The sequence below is a fragment of the bacterium genome (assembly GCA_030247525.1).
In the GTDB taxonomy this organism is placed as follows: Bacteria; Electryoneota; JAOADG01; order JAOADG01; family JAOADG01; genus JAOTSC01.
In genome coordinates this window covers 1-5,705 of record JAOTSC010000196.1, presented here as the reverse complement: position 1 = coordinate 5,705, position 5,705 = coordinate 1, and the positions used below count along the sequence as shown (strand labels likewise).

At 49.8% G+C, this 5,705-nt stretch carries 6 protein-coding genes; all 6 read left to right on the top strand.

The window, feature by feature from the left end; genetic code table 11:
• On the top strand, window positions 1-596 hold a 596-nt coding region (locus OEM52_13490), incomplete at its 5' end, for a ribonuclease HII (GenBank protein ID MDK9701149.1).
• Between the two features lie 12 nt (window positions 597-608).
• Window positions 609-977, top strand: coding sequence for a YraN family protein (locus OEM52_13485; GenBank protein MDK9701148.1), 369 nt, complete (start codon window positions 609-611; stop codon window positions 975-977).
• Window positions 970-2,661, top strand: a complete 1,692-nt coding sequence (locus OEM52_13480) for a hypothetical protein (GenBank protein MDK9701147.1) — start codon at window positions 970-972, stop codon at window positions 2,659-2,661. The genes OEM52_13485 and OEM52_13480 overlap by 8 nt, the downstream gene beginning before the upstream one ends.
• Before the next feature lie 33 nt (window positions 2,662-2,694).
• Window positions 2,695-4,026: a cyclic 2,3-diphosphoglycerate synthase gene (locus OEM52_13475; GenBank protein ID MDK9701146.1), complete on the top strand. Its 1,332-nt coding sequence runs from the start codon at window positions 2,695-2,697 to the stop codon at window positions 4,024-4,026.
• Window positions 4,027-4,073: 47 nt separating this feature from the next.
• A complete protein-coding gene (locus OEM52_13470; GenBank protein MDK9701145.1) occupies window positions 4,074-5,027 on the top strand; it encodes a carbamate kinase in 954 nt (317 codons plus the stop codon).
• A gap of 87 nt (window positions 5,028-5,114) precedes the next feature.
• A partial coding sequence (locus OEM52_13465) for an acetate--CoA ligase family protein (GenBank protein MDK9701144.1) occupies window positions 5,115-5,705 on the top strand: 591 nt, incomplete at its 3' end.

Below are 5,705 nucleotides of genomic sequence, written 5' to 3'. Positions count from 1 at the left end.
CTTGGGAATACGAACAGAAAGTTTGGTCGTTACACAAAACCGTTGCCGGAGTTGACGAAGCGGGACGCGGGCCGTTGGCAGGTCCGGTCGTCGCCGCGGCGGTACTCTTCCACGAGCCGTGTGAGTTGCCCGGACTGCGTGATTCAAAAAAAATGTCGGAAAAGAAACGGGAGGAGTTGTTCGATCGAATCCGGTTGCAGGCGCAATGTTATGGTGTTGCTGCGTGTGGCGAGCGCATCATCGACCGGATTGGCATCCTGCAAGCAACCTACCTTGCAATGAAACGAGCATTAGCACTCTTACCAATTATACCCGATGAGGTTTTAGTCGATGGCAGACCGGCGAAAATTGATCGAAAACACATCGCTTTAGTGAAAGGAGATGATCGTTCGTTTTCCATTGCAGCGGCGTCGGTGTTGGCAAAAGTCCAGCGAGACCGGATGATGCTCACCTATCATGCTATGTATCCTGAATTCGAGTTCAATCTACACAAGGGATATCCGACTCCGCGCCATAAAGCATTGCTCAAGCAACAGGAACCATGTCCCTTGCACCGCATGACTTTTTCCGGAGTGCAGTATGAATTATTCTCCTGAGGAGAGTCGGAAATGACCGATGGCAAAGCTGCAGAAGACGCTGTCGATGAGTATCTTCAATCGCAAGGTTACCGGATGATCGCGCGAAATCTGCGACTCAAGCAGGGTGAAATCGATTGGCTGGGCTGGCAAGGCGATATCTTGACTTTGGTTGAAGTGAAAGCGTCGAAAGTTAGCCCGGAGCTGGCAGCCGGACGGATTGATACTCGCAAGCTAAATCGACTGCAGCACTTAATGGAAGAGTTACTAACGTTGGAACCGTATCGCAAAGTCATCGAGTATCGAATCCTTGCCATAATCGCTTTTAAAGCCGGAAGTGAACAAGGGTGGGAATTTTCCGAGTTTGTGTGTATGGGAGGGCAAGGAGAATCCGATGGGTAAGGGAAATCTAAGAGCTATTCTCCTGCATCTGTTACTAATTGTAGGTTTTGTAGATTTCTCAGTCGCCGAAATTCGCTTTAACGAAGTGATGATTGATCCGGTCGGCGGCAACCAATCGAATAGCTTTCTTGAGTTCTACGTCTCTACGAGCGATTCGATTTCGATTCGCGGATATCGGATTGAGTTTGATGGCGCGGCTCACTGGTTGATTCGTGATATTCCCGATTGGAACATCGGTAACGGCTACTTACTAATGTTTCCCGGTTCCTATCCTCGTACGGGGGGACGTTATGACACTTTGATTCCACCAGGTGTACCGAGATTCACTATTACCAGCCCGTACTTTGGAAGTGGGATTATCAATCCTACCATACCGCTTTGGGTGAAATTGTTTGATTCATCTTCAGTAATCATTGATTCGATAAAAACAGAACCGGTGTTCCAGCGTGGTTACAGTGCAGAACGTGTTTTTACAAATCTTGCTCTCGGCAATTCCGATTGGAATTGGTCGGCAAACCTTGATGGAACTCCCGGTTCCCGTAACAGCAATACGCCGCCCATAGTCGATCTTGGAATTACCCGGTGTGCATTCTACCCCCCTCCGGGAAATACCCGAACACCTACTTTTATTGTGCAAATAATCGGGTTAGGCGAGTACCCCGTTAGTTCGCAATTGAAACTTAAATTTCGTAGATTACCGCAACAAGCGTTGATTGAGTACACTGGAATTGCTGTCCCTGCCTTGGCATATCGTGAAAACTGGCAGGTCGAGATTCCCGCGAATCCGGTCGATTCCTTTTTCGGTTGGCTTGGTTTCCAAGTCGAGCTTTCACAGAGTGACTCGATTGTTAATAATGACTCCCTGAGCGGTTTTGCCTACCATTGGTCTCCGGTTTTTCCAGTTTTCACCGAAAGGATGGCGCGTCCCGCACTGGGGCAACCAGCGTGGTTTGAGCTATTCTGGCAAGGCGAGCGTTCCGCTCAATTCGGTTCTTGGAAAATTGTTGTGAATGGTGACTCGATTCTTTTACCGTTCCATGGCAATCCATTTTCTTCCGGAACTCGGTTTGTGGTCGCTGCGAGTGAGTTGCCAGTCGAGTATGGTGTGAACCGTGAGCAAGTCGTTATTCCGGCGACTTGGCATGAATGGGGAACCCGTGGTGCTGACATAGAGTTAGTAGCGCCGTGGGGTGAAGTGATTGAAACACTTCCGTTTGGAACCCGTTACCCGATAGAGCCGGTGCAAGGTGTGTCGTTTGTTAGACGTTCATTATCACTTCCGGCAAGCTCAGCATCAAATTGGTACAATAGCCGGGATCAATGGGGAGCAGCGCCGGGAAGACCGGACGCCCCCGATAGCGTCATTATTGATCCAATACCTGTACCGAGTGGCAATTTTGCGTTGCTGCAAGCGAAACGGTTTGCCCCGGATGGCGCTGCCGGATTGTTACCGGAGTTGTTGATTACTGTCGAAACGACCGGCGGTGATTGGCGGTTTGAGATACTGGATATGGCAGGACGACGGCGATGGGAACGAAAACTTCGGATGAATCCGGGAACCCATCCCGTAACATGGTCAGGAGTTGACCGGAGCGGCGAAAAGGTCGCAACCGGTGTATATTTGGTACAAGCTTTTTGGAACGACCACCGGGTATTCAGGTCCTCGTGTGTGGTTGTGCGTTGATAATCGACCGAAGCTCAGTGATCGGAGAAAAATATGTCTCAGAAGAAACGCGTCATAATTATGGGCGCTGCCGGCCGTGATTTTCACAACTTCAATACCGTGTACCGTAACGACGAAACCGTTGAAGTCGTTGCGTTTACGGCGACACAGATTCCCAACATTGATGGAAGAAAGTATCCCAAAGAGTTAGCGGGAAAATTGTATCCCAAGGGTATTCCCATTTTCGCCGAAGACGATTTACCGGAACTCATCAAAAAGCACAAAGTCGACGAAGTTGTGTTTGCCTATAGCGATGTCGCGCACGAATATGTGATGCACAAAGCATCGATGGTGAACGCTGCCGGGGCGAATTTTACATTGCTCGGTTCTAACCAAACGATGGTAAAGTCGACCAAGCCAGTCGTCGCGGTGTGCGCCGTTCGTACCGGAGCGGGAAAATCGCAAACGACCCGCGCCGTCGTACTCGCATTGAAAGCGAAAGGTCTGAAAGTCGTTTCGATTCGCCACCCGATGCCGTACGGCGATTTGGTCAAACAAAAAGTCCAGCGCTTTGCTTCGATTGAAGATTTAAAGAAACACGAATGCACTATCGAAGAGATGGAAGAGTACGAGCCGCACATTGCGATGGGCAGCGTGATTTACGCTGGTGTCGATTATGAAGCGATCGTTCGCGAAGCGGAAAAGGAAGCCGATGTCATTATTTGGGATGGTGGCAATAACGATACCCCGTTCTATGTTCCCGATGTCTACATCTGTGTCGCCGATCCGCACCGTCCCGGCCATGAATTACGTTATTACCCCGGCGAGACGAACATGCGTGCCGCCGATGTTATTGTCATTAACAAGATTGAGACTGCTACCCCCGACGCCATTGAAACCGTTCGCAAATCGATTGCGAAAGTGAATCCGAAGGCGATGGTGATCGATGGCGCTTCGCCATTGACAATTGACAATGGTAAATTATTGAGTGGTAAGAGAGTACTTGTAGTCGAAGACGGCCCAACCTTGACCCATGGCGAAATGAAATACGGCGCTGGAATCGTGGCCGCCCGGAAATATGGCGCAGCTGAGTTGGTCGATCCCCGTCCCTACTTGGTTGGTACACTAATCGATACATTTAAGAAGTATTCCGGGATTGGCACTCTGCTGCCGGCGATGGGCTACGGCGGAAAACAAGTTAAAGACTTGGAAGCGACGATAGCCAAGACGAAATGTGATGTCGTCGTGATTGCGACGCCGATTGATTTACGACGAATCATCAAGATCAAGCAACCTTGTGTACGGGTTGGTTATGAACTACAGGAGATTGGAACTCCGACGATTGCCGACGCGTTAGCAAAAATCGCCAAGAAATCAAAGAAGTAAATGAAATTTGCGGCACTCCAGTTAATCTGGAGTACCGGGATGGATGTATGAGCAGTACGAAAGACCGCATTGCCGTCGTAGCACTCGGCGGCAATGCAATTTCGCCTCCCGGCGAAGTCGACACAATCCGCAATCAGTTTCGCAACAGCCGTGAGTCGTTACATGGTGTTGCTGAACTCATTCAACGTGGTTATAAACTTGCATTGACGCATGGGAATGGCCCGCAAGTCGGCAATGCGTTGTTGCGCGTAGAAAAAGCTCTCGGTGATGCACCGGAACTTCCACTCGGAATAATCGTTGCCGATACTGAAGGCGGCATTGGTTATATGTTAGAACAAACGCTGCAAAATCAACTACTTAAAATGGATATCGACCGGAAAGTTGTGACGATTGTATCGCAAGTACTCGTCGATAAAGACGATCCTGCGTTACTCGATCCAGTCAAACCAATTGGTAAGCACTATTCCGAAGAAGAAGCGTTTGAACGGAAAGAGAAGTATTTCTGGGATATCAAAGCGGTGGAACATGGAATGTGGCGTCGCGTCGTCGGTTCGCCGCATCCGAAAGAGATTATCAATAAAGAAGTGATTCACACGTTAGTCAATAGTGGTGTTGTCGTGATTGCCGTCGGTGGCGGCGGTATTCCGGTCTACCGCGAACCCGATGGACGGTTAGAAGGAGTCGACGCTGTAATTGATAAGGATCGTGCCTCAGCGGTGCTGGCTCGCGATATCGGCGCGCAAGACCTTTTCATTTTAACCGGGGTCGACTTTGTGTACCTTGACTATGAAAAACCGACGCAGCGTGCGTTGCGTGAAGTAAGCTTCGCCGAGATGGATAAACTGTGGGCAAGCGGGGACTTTCCGAAGGGCTCGGTGGGGCAGAAAATCGGCGCGGCATTGGATTTTCTCGAATGGGGCGGCGAGCGCGCCATCATCACATCACACGACAAATTAGTCGATGCGATTGAAGGAAAAACCGGTACACTAATAACGAAATAACCACAAACAAATTTGCTGATTTGTGATTAGTGGAATGAAACATATCTCGCAAATTCAATTTCCTCATATTTCCTACACGGGGGCTCAATGAAAATTCACGAGTATCAAGCGAAAGAGCTTTGTCGCAAGTACGGCGTCGAGGTGCCGCGTGGCAAGCCGGCTTTCAGCGTAGAAGAAGCCGTTGCGATTGCCGACGAGTTGGGCTATCCCGTCGTCGTGAAGGCACAGATTCATGCCGGTGGCCGCGGTAAAGGCGGTGGCGTCAAGTTGGCGAAAAATCGCGACGAAGCGAAGCAGTATGCCTGGAATATTCTGGGAATGCAACTTATCACGCACCAGACTGGTCCTGAAGGAAAGAAGGTGCAACGGTTGTTGATCGAAGAAGCTGGCAATATTGTAAAAGAGTTTTATGCCGGTATCGTGCTCGATCGTGAAACCGGGCGCAACGTGGTGATGGTTTCCACCGAAGGGGGGATGGAAATCGAAAAAGTCGCCGTTGAGTCACCGGAGAAAATCGTCAAGATTTGGGTGAATCCTGCCATCGGTTTCCGCACCTACCAAGCCCGCCAGCTTGCGTATGCATTGGGATTGAGCGGAGAACAGCATAAACAGGCAACCAAGTTCTTGTCGAAACTTTATGAGATGTACATCAAATCCGATGCTTCCCTTGCCGAAATC